Genomic DNA, 18,825 nt, shown 5'->3' with positions numbered 1-18,825 from the left:
GAATTACTGTAGTGCGAGCCCGCGGTCACGGAGCTGGGCGCGGAGGTTCGCGGCGCCGGTGAACACCTCGGCGTCCAGGCCGACCGCCCGGGCGCCGTCGACGTTGTACGCCATGTCGTCGGTGTAGAACGTCCGCGCCGGATCCAGCCCGAACCGCTCGATCAGGATCCGGTAGATCTTCTCGTCCGGCTTCGCGGTCTGCTCGACCCCCGACACCACCTCACCGTCGAAGTGGGTGAGGACCGGGAACGCCTCCTTCGCCACCTCCCACTTCTCACCGGAGAAGTTGGTCAGCGCGTACGTCGGTACGCCACCGCGCTGGAGCTCCGTGAGTACGCCGGCGGTGTCCTCGAACACGCCCTTCACCATCCGCAGCCACCCGGTGTCGTACGCCTCGATCCATTCGGCGTGCTCCGGGTGCAGGCTGGTCAGCTCCGCGACCGCCTCGGCCCACGGCCGGCCCTCGTCCTGCTTGTGGTTCCACGCCGGGGTCGCGACCTTGGTCAGGAAGTGCGTGCGCTCCTCCTCGTCCGGGATCAGGTCGGCGTACAGGTACGTCGGACTCCAGTCCAGCAGCACCCCACCGATGTCGAAAACCACCACGTCGACCGTCCGCTCACTCATACCCGCCACCCTACGAGACCGGGGGACGCGGCTTTCACCGTGCGGAGGATCGGCGCGGTCTCGATCGCGGTGATGTGCTCGATCGCGCCGAGACGTTCGGTGAGGTACGAGTGCAGCGCGTCCGGGCCGGCGCAGATCGCCTGCGTGACGAGGTTCGTGCGGCCGGTGGTGGCCGCCACGAAGGCAAGCTCGTCGTGCTCGGCCAGCGCCCGGCCGACGGCGTCGAGGTGTGCGGGCGGCACGGACAGCCAGAGCATCGCGCTGGTGGTGAAGCCGAGCGCCACCGGGTCCACGTCGGTGTCGAGGAAGATCGCGCCGCTCCGCAGCAACTCGTCGAGCCGGCGCGCGACGGTCGCCGTCGACCATCCCGTCCGTACGGCGAGATCCGCGTGCGACGCCCGCCCGTCCTCCCCGAGCGCCTGCAGCAGCTTCCCGTCACTGGCCCGCACCTTGACCGACGCACCGTCGACCAACTGAGGGCTTGGAGTCCGCGGAATGCCTGTCTGCAGGAGCGCGGCCTCCTGCTCGGCGGTGAGGCTGTTGGCGCGACCTCGCCAGGCGATCGGACCGCCGACGTACTGGTGCAGCAGATAGTGCGCCGACACCGAGGTGATGCCGCTGGTGCGCGGGATGTCGTTCAGCAGCAGGGCGTTCCCGTCGGACGGTGTGCTGTGCACGGTCGCGACGATCTCGGTACCGCCGGACGCGAGCTTGATCCAGCTCGTGTCCGGGCGGCGTGACAGTGCGCCGGCCAGATCCTGGGCGACCCGCGGTGTCGCAGTCAGTCTGAGCAGCCATTGCGAGCGCCCGGCCAACTGCGGATCCGGCAGCCCGACCACCCGCAGCCCGGCCTCGGCGCGAAGCCGGTTGAAACGCCGCGCGACGGTCTGCGTCGAGACCCCGAGCACCTCCCCGATCCGGCTGTACGGCGCCCTGCCGGCGAGCTGCAGCGCGTGGACCAAAGCCCGGTCGATCGCGTCCACCATGGTGACGATCATGGCGCCAAGGCCACCTGAATGGAAGATTCCAGCAGATCTCCGTCGATACATGGAAAGATCGGCTGCGGAGCGCCGATCGTGGGCGCCATGGAGAAGAAGTGGATCGGGCTGATCGCCCTACTGGTCGCCGAGGCGATGAACCTGCTCGACGCGACGATCGTCCAGGTCGCCGCCCCGGTGATCCACACGGACCTCGGCGGACGGACCGCCGACATCCAGTGGTTCAACGCGGCGTACACGCTGCCGTTCGCGGCGTTGCTGATCACCGGCGGCCGGCTCGGCGACCGGTTCGGGCGACGGCGCTGCTTCCGGATCGGGGTGGCCGTGTTCGTCCTGGCGTCGACCGCGTGTGCGCTCGCGTCGACCTCGTCGCTGCTGATCGGTTTCCGGGCGGTCCAGGGGGCGGCTGCCGCGCTGGTGATTCCGCAGACGATCGGGCTGATCAAGACGACCTTCACGGGCGGCGCGCTGGCGAAGGCGCTCGGCACGATCGGCCCGGTGATGGGGCTGGCCGGCATCTCGGGTCCGCTGCTCGGCGGCGTGATCACGGAGGCCAGCTCGTGGCGGGCGGTCTTCCTGGTCAACGTACCGCTCGGCCTGGCAGTCCTCGCGCTGTCGCACCTGCTCCCCGAGTCGGCTTCACCGCAACGGATCGACCTCGTCGGAGCGGTACTGCTGACCGGCGGTACGGCGCTGATCGTCTACCCGATCCTGCAGTCGCACGCGTGGTACCTGCTCGCGCCCGGCGCTGTCCTCCTCGGCCTGTGCTTCCTGCGGAAGGACCTGATCGAGGTGAGCCTGTTCGCGCACCGTGGGTTCGCCCCCGCACTGCTGACCTCGGCGTTGTTCTTCGCGGTGCTGAGCGGCGTGACGCTGGTCGTCGTACTGCATCAGCAGCTGACGTTGCACCACACCGTGATGCGTTCCGGTCTCGTACTCATGCCGTGGTCCGCCGCGTCGGGGATCGCCTCGCTGCTCGCGGGCCAGTGGCTGGTCGCACGCCTCGGTTCGCGGCTCATGTACGTCGGACTCGGCGTACTGCTGGCCGGTCTGGCGCTCGTGCCGTACGCGCTGCTGCCCGCGCTCGCGCTGGGTGGCACCGGGGTCGGACTGTTCACGACCTCGTTCTTCACCGAGGCGCTGCATCGGGTGGAGCCCCATCAGACCGGATCCGCGGCCGGACTGCTCAACGCGGTACAGCAGTTCGGCGGGACGCTCGGGGTGGCGGTGTTCGGGTCGGTGTTCCTGCGTCATCCGCAGGCGATCGACCGACCGGTGTGGGTGGCGGCCGCGACCATCGTCGTGACGGTCGCGACCGCGCACCTCATGCGGTCGCGTTCGTCGCGGCGCGGGCGTGTAGGGCGGGTGCCAGTGAGTACTGGCCGATGAAGATCGCGACGCCGAGTACGGCGCAGCCGAGCCAGGTGACGGTCGGGCCGAGGTGTTCGAGCGCGTTCGTGCCGGCCAGGGGGCCGACCACGGTGCCGACACCGAACGCCATCCCGGACAGGCCCATGTAGCGCCCGCGCAGGTCGATCAGCGCGAGGTCCGCGAACACCGCGCCGATCACGGCCGCGAACCCGATCTCGCCGAGCGTCCACACCACGACCGACAGCGCGTACCCCCACCAGCTGTGCACGACGGCGCCGACGCCGAAGCCGAGACCGACGACGAGCATGGACGTCGCGAGCAGCTTCGGGCGGTCGAGCTTCACCATCCAGCGGGCAAGGAACGGCTGCACGAGCACGATCACCACGCCGTTCAACGCGATCACCAGACCGTACGTCTTCGAGCTCAGGCCGTCGTCCGACATCGCGAGCGGCAACGTCGAGTAGCCCTGCATGTAGATCGTCGCGTAGCCGATCTGGATCAGGATCATCGCCAGGAACACCCGGTCCCGGAGTGCGACGCCGAGCACGGGCCGGCGCGGCGTGCTCTCGTCGAGGACCGGGCGGCTCTCCGGGACGAGTGCCCAGATCACCACGCCGGCGATCACCGACGTACCGGCGTTCAGCCAGAACAGCAGGCCGTACCCGACCGAGGCGAGCACGCCCGCGCTGACGGTCGAGACCGAGAAGCCGAGGTTGATCGCCCAGAACAGCAGGCCGTACGCGCGGACCCGTTCGGTCGGGTCGAGCAGGTCCGCCACGGTCGCCTGGACGGCGGGACGGAACAGGTCGCCGAGCAGGCCGACGAGGAACGCACTCACCCAGATCAGCGCCATCTCGCGGGCCGAGCCGAGCAGGATCAGCGCGGCCGCGGTGCCGAAGAAGCAGATCAGCATCGTCAGGCGGCGGCCGATCCGGTCGGCGAGGAAGCCGCCGGCGAGCTGGGCGGTCACGGTCCCGGCGCCGACGGCCGCGGCGACGGCCCCCGCCGTACCGGCCGAGAGGTGGCGATCGTGGGTGAGGTAGAGGACCAGGAACGGTTGGACGAAGCTGCCGAGCCGGTTGACCAGCTGGCACACCCAGAGCGCCCAGAACGCCCGCGGGAGGCCGGTAGGCCGGGAGTTGCCGACGGCGATCGCACTCATGGGACCAACTGTCCGGGGTCGCCGGGACATTGTCGACGATTAGTCTCAGGACTAATCTGGGCCGGTGATCACGATCAGGCTGAACGCCGCGGACGTCGGGCGGATCCGGTTCGCGCTGTCACCGCTCTGGGAGACCATGACGAGTGTCCGGGCGCTGAGCAACAACACCGCGCGGAGCGTCCACGGCCCGTGGTTGCAGAAGGTCCGGCCCACCATCGAGGGCGACGACCTGACGTTGCTCAAGGCCCTGATCCCGCCGTACGGCTATGTCCCCGACTTCCTCACGCCCGCGCCGCCGCGGCGGTCGACGAGCTTCGAGTCGGGTCTGGCCGCGGTCGCCGCCACTCCCCTCGACCTCGTGGCCGACGAACTCGGCAGGCTGCACACGGACACGCCGCACCCGCTGTTGCCCGAGCTGATCGCGCACCCGGAAGCCGGCCTGGAGCGCATCACCGAAGCCCTCGAGTCGTACTGGCGTCGCGCGATCGAGCCCGACTGGCGCCGGATGCGCGCCCTGCTCCAGGAAGACCTCGCGTTCCGGCTTGACGAGCTGGCGAGCGGCGGCCTCGAGCGCCTGTTCCGCAACCTGCACCCGTCGATCCACTACCGCAGCGACCGCATCGAGATCGACCGCCCGTACTGCTGCGACGGCGAGCCGATGACCGGCCAGGGCGTGTTGCTGGTCCCGTGCGTGTTCACCTGGCCCGCCGGCCTGGCCGTCACCGCGGCACCGCACGTCCCAACGATCACGTACCCGCCGCGAGGTCTCGGCCGCCTCTGGGAGGACCGCCAGGACGCCACCGACTCCCCGCTCGCGGACCTGGTCGGCCGGACCCGCGCCGCCATCGTCAGCCACCTGGACCTGCCGATGTCGACCACCCACCTGGCCAACCAGCTGGGCGTCTCCGCTCCGACCCTCAGCGTCCACCTCGGCATCCTCCGCAACGCGGGCGTGGTCGCCTCCCGGCGCGACGGCCGGACCGTCCTCTACCACCGCACGTCCCTCGGCAGTCAGCTGCTCGCGGCCTCGACCTCGCTGGCAACGACTGCTTGACAGGCCCGGCGGCATCGACCAGATTGGCGTACGGCGCCGACCGGTCGCCGAGCCGTGGGACATCCGCCCCAGTCGGGGTTCCATCGGGCGAAGGGGAATCAGCCCTCTCGGTCGTTGATGCCAGCAGGCCAACTCCGTACACCACGTCACTGGGGGACGAGGGTGTCAACGAGGAGGCTTGTGATGACGAAGGACGGCAATTTCAAGAAGGTCGTGCGCCGGCACGCCGAGCAGACCGGCCAGCGGTACACCGAGGCGCTGACCGATCTCGAAGGCCTGAACGACCGCATCTACCACCAGCCCGACGGCGATCGGCTGCTCGTGCACCTTCGGGACCGCTACGGGATCGACGCGGTCGCGGCGACGAAGCTCAGCGTGCACAAGACGTACGTGTTCCGCATCGACCGGAACGACGGTCCGCCGTGGATCGCGCGCGCGTTCCCGCCGGCCCGCTCCCGGGCCGACGTCGAGGGCGACGCCGCCGTACTGCGGTTCCTCGAGAAGCACGACTACCCCGCGGAACGGCTCGCGGCCGAGGACGCGGTGTCCGACTTCGACGGCAGCGCGGTGCTTGTCACCGAGTACGTCGAGAGCACCCCGCTGCCGGCCGAAAAGGGCTTCGAGATCATGGCCGACCTGCTCGGACGGTTGCACGCGCTGCCGTACGACGAGACCGTCAGCCGGCCGGGTGGGGCGAGCGGTGAGGACCCGCGCCGGATGGGGAGGCCTCGGCAGGATCTCCTGGCAGGATTGGCGTTCCTCGACGCCGTGGACACGAAGGTCGGGGCGGCCGACCGCGAGCGGTTCGAGCGGCTGCTCGATCAGGTGCGCTCCGCGGACGATGCCGAAGGTCTGCCCGAGGGACTGCTGCACGGCAATCTCCTGCATGCGCCCGATCACGCGATCATGGGCAAGAACGGGCCGCTGGCAATCAACTGGAAGGCGTCCGGGCGCGGCGCGAGGCTGTCCGACCTCGCCTACCTGCTGTGGGGTACCGGGAACTGGGCCCCGACCCGGAGCACCAACGAGGAGCGCGTCGAGGCGGTCGTCGCGGCGTACCGCCAACACGTCGAGCTGACCGACGAGGAACTCGACCGGCTCGAAGGCGTGATGTACATCAGGCCGCTCTACCTGGTCTGCTTCGGCTACCGGCGCGACCTCACCAACGGTGCGCCGTTCGACGAATGGTGGTTCCTCGAGCCGGCCGAGTACTTCACGACCACCGCGGCGGCGACCAGGAGAGCGTTCCGCCGGTAGGTCAGCCGAAGTTCGGAGGATCGACCTGGAGGCGGACCGTGCCGGGGTTCTTCTTGGTGGTGCGGGCCGACTGGGCTTCCTTCAGCGAGCGGACCAGCGCGGCGCCGTGGGCGCGAGGGGTGCGGACCACGGCGCGCGCGGTCTCGTCGTCGACGTCCACCGGGCCCAGGACCTCCAGGCCGGCGGACGGCGGGATCAGGTCGCGGAGGCGGGTGATCAGGTCGTTCACAGCCTCCGGCGGGCCGGTGAGTTCGGCGAGCTTGGCCGCCGGGGCGAGGCGGGCGGTACGGCGTTCCTCGATCTCGCGGAGCGCGTACCCTTCGGGGCTCCAGCGGACGATCGCCTGCAGCGGAAGGGCGGACGGGTCGCCGACCAGGATCACCGGAGCGCCCGCGCGGACCAGCGCGGCCGCGTTGAACCAGCGGCGTACGGCTTCCTCGGCCGCGCGCAGGTCGGGGCGGGACAGCAACAGCCAGGTGTCGAGCAGCAGCGCCGCGGCGTACCCGCCCTCGGCGACCGGCTCGGCACCTGGCGTGCTCACGATCAACGCCGGCGCCTCCGACACGACGTCCAGCACGTTGTCGCCGCCCGACGTACGCACGACGACCCCGGGGAAAGCCCGCCCGAGTTCTTCCGCCGTACGACGGGCGCCGATGATCGCGGCGCGCATCCGGGTGTCGCCGCACTCCGGGCAGCGGTGGTCCGCGGCCGGTCGCCCGCACACGCTGCAGCTCGCCGGCCCCGCTCCCCCGGTCCGGCGCAACGTACCGCCGCAGGTCGCGCACCGGGACGGCGCCCGGCACGTCTGGCACACGAGGCTCGGCAGGTACCCGGCCCGCGGCACCTGGACCAGCACCGGCCCGGACCGCAGCCCTTCGCGCGCGATCTCGAACGCCCGGTGCGGCAACCGCGCCGCCCGTGCCGACGGATCCCGGGCCAGGTCGATGTCGGACTCCCCCGCGATGTGCACCGACGGCGCCGCCGCGCGGATCACCTTCCGGTCCGCGATCAGCTCGTGCGCGAACCCGGACTCCAGCAACGCCGCCGCCTCGGCGGACCGCGCGTACCCGCCGAGCAACGCCGCACACTTCTGCCGGAAGGCCCGCAGCAGCAGGACTTCCCGGGCATGCGGGTACGGCGCACGCGGCTCGGCGTACGACTCGTCGCCGTCGTCCCACATCGCCACCAGCCCGAGATCCGCCACCGGAGCGAACGCCGCCGCCCGCGTCCCGATCACCACCCGCGCCCGCCCGTGCAACGCGGACAGGAAGGCGCGATAACGAGCCGTCGGCCCGAGATCCGCCGACAGCGTGACGAACCCGGTCTCCCCGAGCACGGCCTTGCACGCCGCCGCCAACCGCTCCAGGTCACGCGCGTCCGGCGCCAGCAGCAACGCACCCCTGCCCGACGCAGCACACACAGCCGCCGCCTGCGCGAACGCCAGCGGCCAGTCGGCCCCCGGTACGGCGGTCCACACCGCCCGCGGCGCCTCCGACCGCGCGATCGCGTCGAGGAAACCAGCAGGGTACGGCGACCACTCGGAGCGGGACGTCGACGCGGGCGGCCGCGGCGGCTGGTCGCAGCACAGCGCCTCGCCCTCGACCTTCGCGTGCCGCGGCGGGACCGCCAGCCGGGTGACGTCCGCGAACACCCCGGCGTACCGGTCGGCGACCGCACGGCACAGGTCCGCGATCTCCGGCGTCAGCACGCGCTCCCCGGACACCACCTTGCGGAGCCGGACCAGCTTGCCGTCGTGGTCGGAGGTCTGCAGCCGCTCCAGCACGAACCCGTCCAGGTCCTTGCCGGCGAACCGCACCTTCACCCGCGCACCGGGCTGCGCGGTCGCCGCCAGGTCGTCCGGAACCAGGTAGTCGAACGGCCGGTCCAGATGCGGCAACGAGACATCGACCGCGATCCGGGCCACCGGCAACGTCGCGGTGATCTCGGCCGGCACCTTCGTGCGGGACTTGCGAACGGTGTCGCGCAGCAGCGTCAGCTGCTCCGGGGAGTCTCCGTTCGACGTCACCGGGAAACTGTAGTCGGCCGCGACGACACTCCGCCGGAGGCCGACGCCCGCCTGTGGACAAGCGACGGCCCGGCCGCCGCGCCGGGCCGTCGCCCGCGCCTACTTGTTGATCGCGGCCTTGAGCGCCTCGACGCGGTCCGTCCGCTCCCAGGTGAAGTCCTCGCCGGTACGGCCGAAGTGGCCGTTCCGCGCGGTCTGGGCGTAGATCGGCCGGAGCAGCTCGAGGTCGCGGATGATCGCGGCCGGCCGCAGGTCGAAGACCTCCCGGACCGCGTCGGCGATCTTGGCGGCGTCGACCTTCTCGGTGCCGAACGTGTCGACGTAGAAGCCGACCGGCGCCGCCTTGCCGATCGCGTACGCGACCTGGCACTCGACGCGGTCCGCGAGGCCGGCCGCGACGATGTTCTTCGCCACCCAGCGCATCGCGTACGCGGCCGAGCGGTCGACCTTCGACGGGTCCTTGCCGGAGAAGGCGCCGCCGCCGTGCCGGGCCATCCCGCCGTACGTGTCGATGATGATCTTCCGCCCGGTCAGCCCGGCGTCGCCCATCGGGCCGCCGATCTCGAACCGGCCGGTCGGGTTCACCAGCAGCTTGTAACCGGTCGCGTCGATGTCGAACTGCTCGAGCACCGGGTCGACGACGTGCTTCTTGATGTCCGGCGTCAGCATCGTGTCGAGGTTGATGTCGGCCGCGTGCTGGCTGGACACCACCACGGTGTCGATCCGGACCGCCTTGTCGCCGTCGTACTCGATGGTGACCTGGGTCTTGCCGTCCGGGCGCAGGTAGGCGAGGGTGCCGTTCTTCCGGACCTCGGCGAGCTGCTCGGACAGCCGGTGCGCGATCGTGATCGGCAGCGGCATCAGCTCCGGCGTCTCGTTGGACGCGTAGCCGAACATCAGCCCCTGGTCGCCCGCACCCTGCAGGTCCAGCGCGTCCTGCGACGAGTCCGACCGCGTCTCGTACGCCGTGTCGACGCCCTGGGCGATGTCCGGCGACTGGCTCCCGATCGCGACCTGCACCCCACAGGACGCGCCGTCGAAGCCCTTCAGGGACGAGTCGTAGCCGATCTCGAGGATGCGCGACCGCACGATCCCCGGGATGTCGACGTACGCCGTCGTGGTCACCTCACCCGCGACGACGACCAGACCCGTGGTGATCAGGGTCTCGACCGCGACCCGGCTCTTCGGGTCCTCGGCCAGCAACGCGTCGAGGATGGAGTCGCTGATCTGGTCAGCAATCTTGTCCGGGTGACCTTCGGTCACGGACTCGGACGTGAAAAGGCGCCTCGCCACAGTTCTCCCTCGGATTCCTCGTGTGCCGCCCGGCTGATGGGTCTGGCCGTGCGATCCCCCCAATGCACCGGCGGTTGGCGATGCATCTGGGAAGTATGCCAGCAGTTTCCCCCGGGATCCCGGCGACGCTCCGAATTCGTCCGGCATACAAGACCGTCGACCATATCTTGGACAGACGGTCAGGATTCAGGCGTGCGCGCCGACCGTCACGTCGCCGAGTGTGAGCGAGGGAGTAGCACCGAGGATCGCACCCAGCCGGTCCACCTCGGCGTCGAGCAGCTTCCGGCGCCGACGGTTCAGCGGGCTCAGCGCCTCGACGGTGACCTGCAGCGTCCGGCCGGACTTCTTCTGGTGCCAGACGCCGGCGACGACGCCGTCGACGAGCAGCAGCGGGTAGTTCCCGGCCTGGCCGCGGGCGGTCGCGCGCTCGAATGCCTTGCCGGGGAAGAGCGACTCCCTCGGGTAGCTGCCGACGCCGTACGCGTCGAAGTACGGCAGCAGCCGTACGCCGTCGACCCGGTCGTCGGGGAAGTCCTCGTCCCCCGGTGCCACCCAGGCCGTCTCGCCGTTGAGCGTCACCTGTGGAAGGTCCTCGAAGTACGGCCTGACCAGCGTGGGCGTCGCCTTGAGCCAGCGGGCGAACTGTTGCGGGGTGGCGGGGCCGTAGGAGTACAGGTACTGGTGGAGCAGCGCCGTGAGGGCCTTCTCGGCAGGCAGCGGGTCGAACGGGCGCAGGCGGTGCGGATTCGAGTACGTCGTGAGCCGGCCGCGCATTGGCCCGTGACAGAGGACGCCGGCGTGCGCGGCCACGTGAACAGCCTGCCGCCACCGCGCCCAGGCGCCCTGGAACGCGGGGATGGTCGGAGTACGAGCCCATTCACCGGTACGCCGTACGACCTCCTCGGTGAGCTCGTCGACGGTCAGGTCGTCGTACGCGAGCGCCTCGCCGATCGCGGCGACCACCTGGTCGATCTCGTCCGGGGTCATCCGGATCGGCTCCGGCTGCTGCCCGTTCCCCGGGATCGCGGACAGTGCCCCGGTCCACATCGGAAGATCGTCCAACGGCAACAGATGTACGGTCCCCCGCGGCCCGAACGTCTTCACGAGCTCCTCGTCGCGTTGCACGGTCTCCCGGTCCGCCCCGCCCACCCGCAGTGCGACCGACACCTCCCCCGCCGCCGCGATCTGCGCATGCGCCCCACACATCGCCCGCACCGCCTCCACCGGCGCCCCCACCGGCTCCACCAACCCGTGCCGCCACATCCGCCGCGCGACAACCGCACCCCAGGAGATCTCCATATCCCCAGACCCTAGGGCGGAAAGCGGACAGCTTCCGTCCTCTTGTAGCGGAACACCTGCCGGGATCCACCTTCCGGCCCATTCTCAGCTGGCTCCGCCGGTGCGAACCCCAACCGCTCGTAGAACACCCGAGCTCCACTCTCGACAGCCCCCGGGTGGTCCATGCCGAACGTCACCACCTCGACCACATCCCCCACCGCGAGCGCCCACCGCTCGGCAACGGCCGCCATCAACGCACGCCCCACGCCGGCGCCGCGAGCCCGGCCCGACACCACCAACCAGTGCACGGCGAACCGAGGCGAGGCCCCTCCGAACAGCACAGCTCCCAGCGGCGCCTCAGTAGCTCCGAATGCCACCAGAGCACGCCGATCCGCGATGTGCTTGTCCAGCGCACGGTGGAAGCCGGGCTCCGCGACCATCGGCCCGAACCAGTGCTCGACCTCGCCGGCCAGGGCAAGAATCCCAGGTACGTCGGCAGCCGTGGCGAGCTCGACTCGCACGGTCATGACCAGTGGGCGGCGACCAGGTTCCAGATGACGCCGGAGAGGGCGTCCTTCGAGCCGGAGGGGACGGGGAGGGCGGTGCCGGCGCGGTCCAGGATCACTGCTTCGTTGAGGTCGCTGCCGAAGACCTTGCCGCCGGAGACGTCGTTGACGACCAGGAGGTCGCAGCCTTTGCGCTCGAGTTTGGCGCGGCCGAGGTCGAGGACCGTGTGGTCGGCGTCGCCGGTCTCGGCGGCGAAGCCGACGATGATCTGGCCGGGGCGGGCGCGGTCGTGCGAGATCGTGTGCAGGATGTCCGGGTTCTGCACCAGGTCGACCGCGGGGACGGCGCCGTCGGCGGTCTTCTTGATCTTGTGTTCGACGACGTCGGCCGGGCGGAAGTCCGCGACCGCCGCGGCCATCACGATCGCGTCCGCGTCGGCGGCCCGGCCGGTGATCTCGTCGTACAGGTCCTGGGCCGACACCACCGGCACCACCTGCACGCCGGCCGGGTCGGGAAGCTCGGAGTTGGCCGCGACCAGCGTCACCTTCGCGCCCCGGGCGGCGGCGATCCGCGCCAGCGCGTAGCCCTGCTTCCCGGACGACGAGTTGCCGAGGAACCGCACCGGGTCGAGGTGCTCCCGGGTCCCGCCGGCGCTGACCAGTACGTGCTTCCCGGTCAGGTCGGCCACCGACTGCCCGGCGGTCCGCGCCGCCTCGTCGGCGAGCATCAGCTGGCTGATCGCGAAGATCTCCGACGGCTCCGGCAGCCGCCCGCGCCCGGTGTCCGCACCGGTCAGCCGCCCGACCGCCGGATCGAGCACGGTGATCCCCCGCGACCGCAGCGTCGCGACGTTCGCCTGGGTGGCCGGGTGTTCCCACATCTCGGTGTGCATCGCGGCCGCGAACAGGATCGGGCACCGCGCGGTCAGCAGCGTGTTCGTGAGCAGGTCGTCGGCCAGCCCGTGCGCGGCCTTGGCGATCAGGTTCGCGGTGGCGGGCGCCACCACGACCAGCTCAGCGGCCTTGCCGATCCTGACGTGCGGCACTTCCTGGACGTCGTCGAACGGGTCCGCCGTCACCGGCTGCCCGGACAGCGCCGCCCAGGTCGCCGCGCCGACGAACTCCAGCGCCGCCGCGGTCGGCACCACCCGGACACTGTGCCCGGACTCGGTCAGCCGCCGCAGCAGGTCGCAGACCTTGTACGCCGCGATCCCGCCGCCCACCCCGAGGACGACGTTGGGCTTGTGTCTGGGTACGACGTCAGCCCCCGGCGCACTCGGCGTACCGGGGGTCTGGTCACCGGTTGCGGACATCTACGCGGACTCCGTTCCCGGTCAGTCGTCGGAGGTTGTTACTCGGACTTCTCCGCGGCCGCGGCGGCTTCCGCCTCGGCCTCGGGGTCGATGTCGGTGCAGGTCAGCACGCCGTCGTTGATCTCGCGCATCGCGATCGACAGCGGCTTCTCCTGGACGTGCGTCTCGACCAGCGGTCCGACGTACTCCAGCAGGCCCTCGCCGAGCTGCGAGTAGTAGGCGTTGATCTGCCGCGCCCGCTTGGCCGAGTACAGCACCAGCTTGTACTTGGAATCGGTGTGGGTGAGCAGGTCGTCGATCGGCGGGGAGGTGATACCGATGGCGACGGGCTGGTTGCCAGACAAGTTCAGCTCTTTCCAGAGATGTGGGGTGATCGAATCAACTTTACCAACTGATCGGCAGCCTCCCGAACCGAGGCGTTCACGAGCGTCACGTCGAACTCCTTCTCGGCCGCGAGCTCCAGCACCGCGGTCTCGAGCCGGCGTTCGCGTTCCTCCGGCGTCTCGGTGCCGCGACCGACCAGCCGGCGGACCAGCTCGTCCCAGCTCGGCGGTGCCAGGAACACGAACTGTGCCTCCGGCATCGTCTCGCGGACCTGCCGGGCGCCCTGCAGGTCGATCTCCAGCAGCGCGGGCCGGCCGGTGGCGAGCTTGTCCAGCACCGGCTGCCGCGGCGTACCGTACCGGGCCGCCTTGTGCACGACCGCCCACTCGAGCAGCTCGCCGTCGGCGATCATCCGGTCGAACTCGGCGTCCGACACGAACAGGTAGTGCACGCCGTGCACCTCGTTCGGTCGCGGCTTCCGGGTGGTCGCCGACACCGAGATCCAGATGTCCGGGTACCGCTCGCGGATGTCGGCGGCGACCGTGCCCTTGCCGACCGCGGTCGGCCCGGCCAGCACGGTCAACCGGGCCGGCGGCCGCTCGGCCGTGCCGGTCGGAGCAGAGTCGTTCGGGTGCGTGGTCATCGTCACACCAGTGTCCAACGAGCCAGTCAGTGTTTTGGTCTGGCTCACCTGGATCACTCGGCGAATTCGCGCTCGAGTGCCGCGATCTGGTTCGAGCCCAGACCGCGGACCCGCCGGGTCTCGGAGATGCCCGCGCGCTCCATGATCTGCTGCGCCCGGACCTTGCCGACGCCCGGGATGCACTGCAGCAGCTGGCTGACCCGCATCTTGCCGATCACGTCGTTCGTCTGCCCCTCGTGCAGCACCTCCGTCGGAGACGCTCCCGAGTGCCGGATCCGGTTCTTGACCTCGGCTCGTTCACGCCGCGCCGCCGCGGCCTTGTCCAGAGCTGCCGCACGCTGCTCCGGAGTCAAAGTAGGAAGTGGCACCGTTTCACCTGTCCCGTTGTATGGCTTCGCAAGGGAACCTAACACGGGTTCAGCCCGAGGTTCGGCCGACGTCGGGTCGAGTCGTCAGTTCAGGTTGGGCAGGTCGACCTTGCAGCTGTCCTTCGCCTGCCCGGAGATGTTCTTGTACGCGGTCATCACGGCGCCGGTCTGCTTGCTCAGCTTCGCCAGCTCGACCTTGTCAGAACCGGCCTTCTTCGCCTTCTCGGCGAACGCCACGACGACGCCCCAGTCGTCCTTCACGTCCTTCGGGGCGGAGCCCTGGAGCTTCTTCGCCTGGTCCAGGATCTTCACGTAGTCGACCGGCTTCTGCGGGTCGACGTCGACCGCCTTGGCGGCGTACTTGGCCAGATCGACGCAGTACGCCTGGTCATCGGTACAAGCGGTCAGCAGACCGGCACCAACAGCAACGGTCGCGAGAACGGCGAGAGTCTTCACGGACGGTCACGCTACTACCCGGGCGGGCCGGTGGAACGGAACGGGCAGAGCCGTCCCACCGACGTCACCCGCGGTGGGTCAGCTACCGCTGTTCATGTCGATCTTGCAGGAGTCCTTCGCCTGCTTGGTGATGGCTTCCTGCGCCGACTGGATCTTCGGCAGCTCGGTCTTCGCGAGCTCCGCCAGCTTGGTGGTGTCGCCGTTGGCGTCCTTGACCTTGCCGATGTACTCGACGACGACCTTCCAGTCGTCCTTCAGGTCCTTCGGTGCCGACTTCTCGACCTTCTTCGACTCCGACAGGATCTTGTCCAGGTCCTCGGACTTCTTGGTGTCCAGGTTCTTGCCGGTGTCGACGTAGCTCTTCAGGTCGTCGCAGTAGTTGCCGCCCGAGCAGGCCGTCAGGGCGCCAACACTCATCGTCACAACCGCCGCGAGGGCTGCCAGCTTCCGCATCGTGTTCCTTCACTGTGTCACGCGGGAAGTCCGTGGCTCCCCGTCCGCCGACACCTTTCCGAACGCCGGGGTCACCGCAAGCTCCGGCACGCCGTGAAGAACGTCGCACTCCGCGACTGGAACCCGTTTGTGACGTACTGCGTCAGCGCCGAAGGTGATCGCCACCGCGTTCGCCGACACGATCACGAGGATCGCGAACCAGTCGAGCACGGCCAACCGCTGATGCAGTACGACGAGCCCGACAAGGGCCGCGAGCACCGGGTTCACGCTCATGAACACACCGAAGAACTGGGCCGGCACCCGGCGCAGTGTCAGGACGTCCACAAAATAAGGGACAGCGGACGAGAGCACACCGGCGGCCAACGCGTACGTCGCGGCAGCGAGCGTCGCGGGATGATGCATGAGTACGACGATCCCGACGGGTACGTAGGCCAGACCGGACAGGCCGGCGGCCGCGGCGGCACCTGTTGCGCCCGGCAACTCTCTTCCGACCTTCCGGTTCAGCAGGATGTAGAACGCCCAGCAGGTCGCGGCCAGCAGGCCCAGCCCGACGCCCAGGTAGTCCGTTGTCGCTTGCGGTCGGGTGAGGAGGACGACGGCGGGGGCGGCGACGAGTGCACACACCAGGTCCAGCAGGCGCCGCGAGCCCAGCAGCGCGACGGAGAGCGGGCCGAGGAACTCGAGGGTCACGGCCAGGCCGAGACCGACGCGGTCGATGGCTGTGTACAGGGACAGGTTCATGACCGCGAAGACCGCGGCGAGTGCGATCACCGTGCGCCACTGCCGGGCCGTGATCGTGCGTAGTCGCGGGCGGCCGACGGCGAGCAGCAGCAGGGCGGCGACCCACTGCCGGATCGCCACCACACCGGCCGGGCCGATCACCGGGAACGCGAGCGCCGCCACCGACGCACCGACCTGCGTCGACAGCCCGCTGCCGAGCATCATCACCACACCGACCCACCGATCTCGCCTCACGCTCCCGAGGATCCGCTCCCCGCGGTCCGGCGCAAAATGCGGCGTACGGCGGATCTATACGCTGGAGTCATGGATATCCGGCAGCTGCGGTGCCTGGTGGAGATCGTGGACTCCGGCACGTTCACCGACGCCGCGATCGAGCTCGGGATCTCACAGGCCGCGGTGTCCCGCAACCTGCTGGCACTGGAGCGCGAACTCGGCGTCCGCCTGCTGCACCGCACCAGCCGCTCGCTGACGCCGACCACCGTCGGCGTCCGGGTCCTCGCCCGCGCGCGGCACGTCCTGGCGGAGCTGGACGAACTGGTGGCCGACGCGACCAGCGGACACAGCCGGCTGCGCGTCGGGCACGCGTGGTCGGCGTTCGGCAGCCACACGCGCGAGTTCCAGCGCCGCTGGGCGGCCGAGCATCCCGGAGTCGAGCTGCAGCTGATCCGCACCAACACCCCGACCGGCGGCCTCGCCGAAGGGCTGTGCGACCTCGCGGTCGTCCGCAGCCACCTCGACCTCCGCCGCTTCGCGCACGTCCTGCTGACCCAGGAGCAGCGGTACTGCGCGCTGCCCGCCGACGACCCGCTCACCCGGAAGCGGACCGTCACGCTCGACCAGCTCCGGGACAGGACGCTCGTCATCGACCGGCGTACCGGGAGCACCACCGCCGATCTGTGGCCGGAGGACGCGCGTCCGGCGATCGAGTACACGCAGGACGTCGACGACTGGCTCGCCGCGGTGGCGTCGGGGCGGTGCGTCGGGATGACACCTCAGGCCACGACGACGCAGTACCGGCGGGACGGCGTCACGTACCGGCCGGTGCGGGATGCGCCGCCGGTCGACGTCCACCTGATCTGGCAGCGCGCGGACCCGCATCCGGCGACGGACGCCGCGGTGGAGCTGCTGACGGCGATCTACTCGAGCAGTGGGAGCAGCTGACGCCGGTCGTCGACCCGCCACAGCAGGGCGCGGGCCTGCTCGATCCCGCCGGCCGGCCAGCGCTCGGCGATGCGCCGTACGTGGGGATCCTCGATGTCCTCGGCGAGGGCCGCCGGGAAGTCGCCCCAGACGACCTCGAACGGCCGGTCCCACAGCCGGCCGACCGCGAGCTCCACAGGTCGCGTGATCCCTCGCTGGTTGGACAGCTCCCCCACCGCGCGGAACGCCGCCATCAGCGCCTGCTCGCGCTGCTCCCAGCTCGTCGTACGCAGGACGTCCTGCAACAACGGCGTCAGCGACGGGCCGCAGCTCAGCCGGCTGAACGCCGTACCGAACCATTTGGAGTACGGCGCGTAGCGGCGTTCGACGAGGAAGCACAGCCGCATCAGGTCCTGTACGAGTTGCGCGCCGAGGACGGACGAGCCGAGTTCGTCGCCGACGTACCCGATCCGGCCGACGATGTTCATCTCGGGATGCACCCGCCACCAGGCGGCGATCATCAGGTAGCGCCAGACGTCGTCCGGGTAGTACGCCAACTGGTCGCGCACGTCCTGCAGGCCGAGGTCGTCGCGGAACACCGCGCCCGCGGTCAGCGTCAACAGGTTCGCCTCGGGGAACGTGAACCACTCCGCCACCGTCGGCGCCTGGACCGGGTCCCAGCCGAGCTGCTGCCGGAAGTATCCGCGGATCGTGTGTACCTCGACGAACGCGGCCCGGCCCTCGAACTCCGGCGGGACCCGCACGTCGAGATCGCCGTCGACGAACAGCAGCACCCGCGCTTCACAGTTGTGATCGGTCGACATGGCGTCGTCGTACCCGAGCACCTCCGAGCCGCGACCCATCAGAGCGGCGCTGTGCGGCACGTCGACCACGTGCCGCACAACCTCGTCGTAGAACCGCTTGCACAGCTCCAGCCCTGGCGTCATCCGACGAGGGTACTCAGTAGCCGAGCACCGCCCGGTACGCGTCGTTCGCGCGCTCGGCCGCCTCCTGCAGCGCCTTGGCGTCGGGACCGGCGCCGAGAATCTCGCGGGAGCTCGACGGTACGACGTTGCGGACCGCCGTCCCGAAGACCTTCGTCAGACCCTCGGCGGTGCCTCCCTGGGCGCCGAGGCCGGGGGCGAGCAGCGGGCCCTTGATGTCCAGGTTCTCCTCGGTCGAACTGATGGTGGCCCCAACGACCGCGCCGAACGAGCCGAGGTCGTCGGCGCCGGCGTTCAGCTCCCGCAGGCCGTCCAGTACGGCGCCCGCGACGGTCGAGCCGTCCGCGGTCCGGGCCGACTGGAACTGCGGGCCCTCCGGGTTGGAGGTGAGCGCGAGGACGAACAGGCCCGCGCCCGCCTCGCGCGCCTCGTCGATCGCGGGCTGCAGCGAGCCGAACCCCAGGTACGGGCTGACCGTCAGCGCGTCACACGCCAGCGGGCCCTTCTCGGACAGGTAGGCCGACGCGTACCCGGCCATCGTGGTACCGATGTCGCCGCGCTTCGCGTCGATGATCACCAGTGCGCCGGCTTCGCGGAGCCGGATCGTCGCCTGCTCGAGGACGGCGATCCCGGCCGAGCCGAACCGCTCGAAGAACGCCGACTGCGGCTTGAACACCGCGACCCGGTCGGCGAGCGCGTCCACAACGCCGTACGTGAACGACGCCAGGCCCTCGGCGGTGTCCGGGAGGCCCCAGGAATCCAGCAGGTGCTGATGCGGGTCGATACCGACGCAGAGCGGGCCGCGGGCATCCATGGCGGCCCGCAGCCGCGTCCCGAAAGGCTTGTTGCGCATGTCGCTCTCCAAGATTTCGTT

General features: G+C 70.3%; 20 protein-coding genes. 4 read left to right on the top strand and 16 right to left on the bottom strand.

The window, feature by feature from the left end; all coding sequences use genetic code 11:
* Nucleotides 1-3: 3 nt before the first annotated feature.
* On the bottom strand, nucleotides 4-624 hold the full coding sequence (locus tag AB0M51_RS13825) for an HAD family phosphatase (protein WP_344187459.1): 621 nt from the start codon (nucleotides 622-624) through the stop codon (nucleotides 4-6).
* Nucleotides 621-1,622, bottom strand: a complete 1,002-nt coding sequence (locus AB0M51_RS13820) for an AsnC family transcriptional regulator (protein ID WP_344187460.1) — start codon at nucleotides 1,620-1,622, stop codon at nucleotides 621-623. Before AB0M51_RS13820 ends, AB0M51_RS13825 begins: the two co-directional genes overlap by 4 nt.
* An 87-nt stretch (nucleotides 1,623-1,709) precedes the next feature.
* On the opposite strand from AB0M51_RS13820, the gene AB0M51_RS13815 reads away from it, so the two are divergent.
* Complete coding sequence (locus AB0M51_RS13815) at nucleotides 1,710-3,011, top strand: MFS transporter (RefSeq protein ID WP_344187461.1); 1,302 nt, start codon at nucleotides 1,710-1,712, stop codon at nucleotides 3,009-3,011.
* Here AB0M51_RS13815 and AB0M51_RS13810 read toward each other — a convergent pair.
* Entirely contained in the window at nucleotides 2,947-4,155 is a 1,209-nt protein-coding gene (locus AB0M51_RS13810) for an MFS transporter (RefSeq protein WP_344187462.1), read from the bottom strand. The two genes, AB0M51_RS13815 and AB0M51_RS13810, sit on opposite strands and share 65 nt — an antisense overlap.
* A 64-nt stretch (nucleotides 4,156-4,219) precedes the next feature.
* Between AB0M51_RS13810 and AB0M51_RS13805 the strand changes: the two genes are divergently transcribed.
* Together AB0M51_RS13805 and AB0M51_RS13800 are read left to right on the top strand one after the other, a co-directional pair.
* A complete protein-coding gene (locus tag AB0M51_RS13805; RefSeq protein WP_344187463.1) occupies nucleotides 4,220-5,209 on the top strand; it encodes a winged helix-turn-helix domain-containing protein in 990 nt (329 codons plus the stop codon).
* A 183-nt stretch (nucleotides 5,210-5,392) separates the two neighbouring features.
* Complete coding sequence (locus AB0M51_RS13800; RefSeq protein WP_344187464.1) at nucleotides 5,393-6,466, top strand: phosphotransferase; 1,074 nt, start codon at nucleotides 5,393-5,395, stop codon at nucleotides 6,464-6,466.
* Nucleotide 6,467: 1 nt separating this feature from the next.
* On the opposite strand, the gene AB0M51_RS13795 is transcribed toward AB0M51_RS13800, so the two are convergent.
* The 11 genes from AB0M51_RS13795 to AB0M51_RS13745 form a co-directional block, all read right to left on the bottom strand.
* Nucleotides 6,468-8,492 (bottom strand): primosomal protein N', encoded by a 2,025-nt coding sequence (locus tag AB0M51_RS13795; protein WP_344187465.1) that lies wholly within the window; start codon nucleotides 8,490-8,492, stop codon nucleotides 6,468-6,470.
* Nucleotides 8,493-8,591: 99 nt separating this feature from the next.
* Nucleotides 8,592-9,785, bottom strand: coding sequence for a methionine adenosyltransferase (gene metK / locus AB0M51_RS13790; RefSeq protein WP_344187466.1), 1,194 nt, complete (start codon nucleotides 9,783-9,785; stop codon nucleotides 8,592-8,594).
* A gap of 186 nt (nucleotides 9,786-9,971) precedes the next feature.
* Entirely contained in the window at nucleotides 9,972-11,084 is a 1,113-nt protein-coding gene (locus AB0M51_RS13785) for a winged helix DNA-binding domain-containing protein (protein ID WP_344187467.1), read from the bottom strand.
* Between the two features lie 11 nt (nucleotides 11,085-11,095).
* A complete protein-coding gene (locus AB0M51_RS13780; protein WP_363749445.1) occupies nucleotides 11,096-11,584 on the bottom strand; it encodes a GNAT family N-acetyltransferase in 489 nt (162 codons plus the stop codon).
* A gap of 2 nt (nucleotides 11,585-11,586) precedes the next feature.
* Nucleotides 11,587-12,882, bottom strand: a complete 1,296-nt coding sequence (gene coaBC, locus AB0M51_RS13775) for a bifunctional phosphopantothenoylcysteine decarboxylase/phosphopantothenate--cysteine ligase CoaBC (protein WP_344187469.1) — start codon at nucleotides 12,880-12,882, stop codon at nucleotides 11,587-11,589.
* A gap of 38 nt (nucleotides 12,883-12,920) precedes the next feature.
* Nucleotides 12,921-13,226, bottom strand: coding sequence for a DNA-directed RNA polymerase subunit omega (gene rpoZ, locus AB0M51_RS13770; RefSeq protein ID WP_209695034.1), 306 nt, complete (start codon nucleotides 13,224-13,226; stop codon nucleotides 12,921-12,923).
* A 2-nt stretch (nucleotides 13,227-13,228) separates the two neighbouring features.
* Complete coding sequence (gene gmk / locus AB0M51_RS13765) at nucleotides 13,229-13,849, bottom strand: guanylate kinase (protein ID WP_344187470.1); 621 nt, start codon at nucleotides 13,847-13,849, stop codon at nucleotides 13,229-13,231.
* Nucleotides 13,850-13,902: 53 nt separating this feature from the next.
* Entirely contained in the window at nucleotides 13,903-14,217 is a 315-nt protein-coding gene (gene mihF / locus AB0M51_RS13760) for an integration host factor, actinobacterial type (protein WP_344187471.1), read from the bottom strand.
* An 84-nt stretch (nucleotides 14,218-14,301) separates the two neighbouring features.
* Nucleotides 14,302-14,673, bottom strand: coding sequence for a hypothetical protein (locus AB0M51_RS13755; protein ID WP_344187472.1), 372 nt, complete (start codon nucleotides 14,671-14,673; stop codon nucleotides 14,302-14,304).
* 78 nt (nucleotides 14,674-14,751) lie between these two features.
* Nucleotides 14,752-15,126 carry a hypothetical protein gene (locus tag AB0M51_RS13750; RefSeq protein WP_344187473.1) on the bottom strand — a complete coding sequence of 125 codons (375 nt, stop codon included), beginning with the start codon at nucleotides 15,124-15,126 and terminating at the stop codon, nucleotides 14,752-14,754.
* A gap of 9 nt (nucleotides 15,127-15,135) precedes the next feature.
* Nucleotides 15,136-16,101 (bottom strand): EamA family transporter, encoded by a 966-nt coding sequence (locus AB0M51_RS13745; RefSeq protein WP_344187474.1) that lies wholly within the window; start codon nucleotides 16,099-16,101, stop codon nucleotides 15,136-15,138.
* Nucleotides 16,102-16,170: 69 nt separating this feature from the next.
* Here AB0M51_RS13745 and AB0M51_RS13740 point away from each other — a divergent pair, with 69 nt between their 5' ends.
* The gene (locus tag AB0M51_RS13740; protein WP_344187475.1) at nucleotides 16,171-17,028 is read left to right on the top strand and encodes a LysR family transcriptional regulator; all 858 of its coding nucleotides are present in this window, start codon (nucleotides 16,171-16,173) and stop codon (nucleotides 17,026-17,028) included.
* Here AB0M51_RS13740 and AB0M51_RS13735 read toward each other — a convergent pair.
* Together AB0M51_RS13735 and pyrF are read right to left on the bottom strand one after the other, a co-directional pair.
* Nucleotides 17,004-17,954, bottom strand: coding sequence for a DUF4037 domain-containing protein (locus AB0M51_RS13735; RefSeq protein WP_344187476.1), 951 nt, complete (start codon nucleotides 17,952-17,954; stop codon nucleotides 17,004-17,006). The two genes, AB0M51_RS13740 and AB0M51_RS13735, sit on opposite strands and share 25 nt — an antisense overlap.
* A 13-nt stretch (nucleotides 17,955-17,967) precedes the next feature.
* Nucleotides 17,968-18,804: an orotidine-5'-phosphate decarboxylase gene (gene pyrF / locus AB0M51_RS13730; RefSeq protein ID WP_344188463.1), complete on the bottom strand. Its 837-nt coding sequence runs from the start codon at nucleotides 18,802-18,804 to the stop codon at nucleotides 17,968-17,970.
* Nucleotides 18,805-18,825: the final 21 nt, after the last annotated feature.

The organism is Kribbella sp. NPDC051137, assembly GCF_040682535.1.
In the GTDB taxonomy this organism is placed as follows: domain Bacteria; phylum Actinomycetota; class Actinomycetes; order Propionibacteriales; family Kribbellaceae; genus Kribbella; species Kribbella karoonensis.
This window is presented reverse-complemented; position numbering and strand designations above follow the sequence as displayed.

Excerpts from the sequence above, each read along its gene's own strand:
- AB0M51_RS13825 (WP_344187459.1), bottom strand. The coding sequence starts at position 624 with ATGAGTGAGCGGACGGTCGACGTGGTGGTTTTCGACATCGGTGGGGTG.
- AB0M51_RS13820 (WP_344187460.1), bottom strand. The coding sequence starts at position 1,622 with ATGATCGTCACCATGGTGGACGCGATCGACCGGGCTTTGGTCCACGCG.
- AB0M51_RS13815 (WP_344187461.1), top strand. The coding sequence starts at position 1,710 with ATGGAGAAGAAGTGGATCGGGCTGATCGCCCTACTGGTCGCCGAGGCG.
- AB0M51_RS13810 (WP_344187462.1), bottom strand. The coding sequence starts at position 4,155 with ATGAGTGCGATCGCCGTCGGCAACTCCCGGCCTACCGGCCTCCCGCGG.
- AB0M51_RS13800 (WP_344187464.1), top strand. The coding sequence starts at position 5,393 with ATGACGAAGGACGGCAATTTCAAGAAGGTCGTGCGCCGGCACGCCGAG.
- AB0M51_RS13785 (WP_344187467.1), bottom strand. The coding sequence starts at position 11,084 with ATGGAGATCTCCTGGGGTGCGGTTGTCGCGCGGCGGATGTGGCGGCAC.
- coaBC (WP_344187469.1), bottom strand. The coding sequence starts at position 12,882 with ATGTCCGCAACCGGTGACCAGACCCCCGGTACGCCGAGTGCGCCGGGG.
- gmk (WP_344187470.1), bottom strand. The coding sequence starts at position 13,849 with ATGACCACGCACCCGAACGACTCTGCTCCGACCGGCACGGCCGAGCGG.
- AB0M51_RS13750 (WP_344187473.1), bottom strand. The coding sequence starts at position 15,126 with ATGCGGAAGCTGGCAGCCCTCGCGGCGGTTGTGACGATGAGTGTTGGC.
- AB0M51_RS13740 (WP_344187475.1), top strand. The coding sequence starts at position 16,171 with ATGGATATCCGGCAGCTGCGGTGCCTGGTGGAGATCGTGGACTCCGGC.
- AB0M51_RS13735 (WP_344187476.1), bottom strand. The coding sequence starts at position 17,954 with ATGACGCCAGGGCTGGAGCTGTGCAAGCGGTTCTACGACGAGGTTGTG.
- pyrF (WP_344188463.1), bottom strand. The coding sequence starts at position 18,804 with ATGCGCAACAAGCCTTTCGGGACGCGGCTGCGGGCCGCCATGGATGCC.